This is a genomic window from Pallidibacillus thermolactis, assembly GCF_025660415.1.
Taxonomy (GTDB): Bacteria; Bacillota; Bacilli; order Bacillales; family Caldibacillaceae; genus Pallidibacillus; species Pallidibacillus thermolactis.
In genome coordinates this window covers 1-1,888 of record NZ_JAOUSE010000098.1, presented here as the reverse complement: position 1 = coordinate 1,888, position 1,888 = coordinate 1, and the positions used below count along the sequence as shown (strand labels likewise).

The 1,888-nt window shown below is 29.6% G+C and carries 2 protein-coding genes; both read left to right on the top strand.

Annotated elements, in window-relative coordinates:
• The first annotated feature begins 245 nt into the window (after positions 1-245).
• The gene (locus OEV82_RS16005) at positions 246-1,331 is read left to right on the top strand and encodes a YecA family protein (RefSeq protein WP_263062436.1); all 1,086 of its coding nucleotides are present in this window, start codon (positions 246-248) and stop codon (positions 1,329-1,331) included.
• 213 nt (positions 1,332-1,544) lie between these two features.
• Positions 1,545-1,823, top strand: a complete 279-nt coding sequence (locus OEV82_RS16000) for a hypothetical protein (RefSeq protein ID WP_263062435.1) — start codon at positions 1,545-1,547, stop codon at positions 1,821-1,823.
• Positions 1,824-1,888 lie beyond the last annotated feature (65 nt).

Below are 1,888 nucleotides of genomic sequence, written 5' to 3'. Positions count from 1 at the left end.
AGTAGATTGTCAAAGGATCTTTTCACTTTGACAATCTACTTGGGACGTGGAACAATCCATGAATGGTTGTTGTGCAAAAAAACTTAATCTTTTTGTGTCCAAAAACTTGACGTAGATCCATATAATTGATTATATTTTCTATGAAAAATATTAATATTTTGAGGTTAATAAATAATTCTATTATAAATCCTTAATTTATAGATTGCTAATAATTTAATATAATATGAGATTAAATGAGGTAAAAAATGGTAAGAAGAAAAATAGGTAGAAATGAACCATGCCCTTGTGGAAGCGGAAAGAAATTTAAAAGATGCTGTATCAATATTATTGATAAACCAGATGATCCAGAAATTAATAATTTAAATAATTTTAAACAAAATTATCAGAGGCTTAGAAGGGAATCGAGAATCAAACAATGCTTACACCCTAATAAAGATAAATGTTCTGAAAAAATAATTAAAGCTCATTCGATACAAAATAATAAAATATTAAAAAGTATTTCAAGTAATGGTAAGGTATATATGCCTTGCCCGAAGCCTGATAACCCTTTTGCTGTAATAACTGAATATGGTAGAAAAGAGGCAACTACATTTACAGGATTCTGTGGTTATCATGATAAAACAGTGTTTCAACCAATTGAAGACAACCCATTTGATAAAAGTATAAAGCATATATTCTTGTACACATATCGTTGTTTCGCAATTGAATACCATAAAAAGCAAGAAGTAGTAAATTTGGGACGCAAGTTATTTAATAAAAAACCTTCTTTGTTATCTTTATCCAAGGAACAAAACCCATTTGGTGGTATGCAATTGGCAGTTAATGATTTTGAACCAGTTAAGCAAAAGTTTGACAGAGCTCTATTAGATAAAAACTATGATATTTTAACTAGTGTTGTTTGGGAATTTAATCAACGTGTAAACTTTGCTGGAACAGGATTTGAAGCTCCGACAAAGGACTTAAATGGAAATATAATCCAGGATATTACAAATATAGATGTTTTGGCAAAACATATATTTGTAATGGTCTTTCCAGAAGAGGATAAAACCTATTGTATTATATCTTGGCTTAAAGAAAATGATAAACTCTTTTCAGGATATCATAAGCAACTTATGAATTTGAATGAAAAACAAAGAAAAAATTATATAAATAATATCCTTCCAATAATTAGCGAAAATATTGCAATAAATCCAGATGCTTGGGAGCAATGGGAGGATTATAAGAAAGATGAGTTTGGTTCTTTAATTTGGGGAATGGAAACATTAGCTGAATTATCTGGTTCAGGGTGGAATAGATTAGAACCTACAGTTATTGATTTGTTTGAACTCTAAAACTTTTATATGCCTCATGCTTTAAAGTCTTATAGTTTTTATTACAATGGGAATATGGAAGAATCAGAATTCCAATACAAAAAACTGGCCATATGACGGATAGAATGCGAGCAACAAGAGTCTGCAACAGTGGTTGTAGGCTCTTGTTGTATAATTACGGAATCAAGGAAGGTGCGTCATAATTGAATTTAAAATCAAGTGGGGGGATTGTGATTGAATACCACAGTGTTAAAATTAGAGAATTGTAAAAATGCTTTAAGACGTACATACGATAAGTATATGGATAATAAAAGTAATAATTTTGATTTTAATATATATTTAAGCAATGAAGAGTATAAAGAATCCAGATTGACAATTATGAAAATTTGCAAAGAGAAAGAATTAGAAGTACCAAAAATATTTAAAGATTGTAGAAGCGTAGAGGAATTTATTTTGCTTCCTCGCTATTTAATGTTTAGTTTAAAGCTTCCCAAAGCTGTCTATACTGGGTAATACTACTAAATTACCTGGGGTGATAGTCTTATGAAAAACTTTGAAGAAGAGTATAATGTATTCCA

Coding starts and splice junctions, on each gene's coding strand:
- OEV82_RS16005 (WP_263062436.1), top strand. CDS start 246: ATGGTAAGAAGAAAAATAGGTAGAAATGAACCATGCCCTTGTGGAAGC.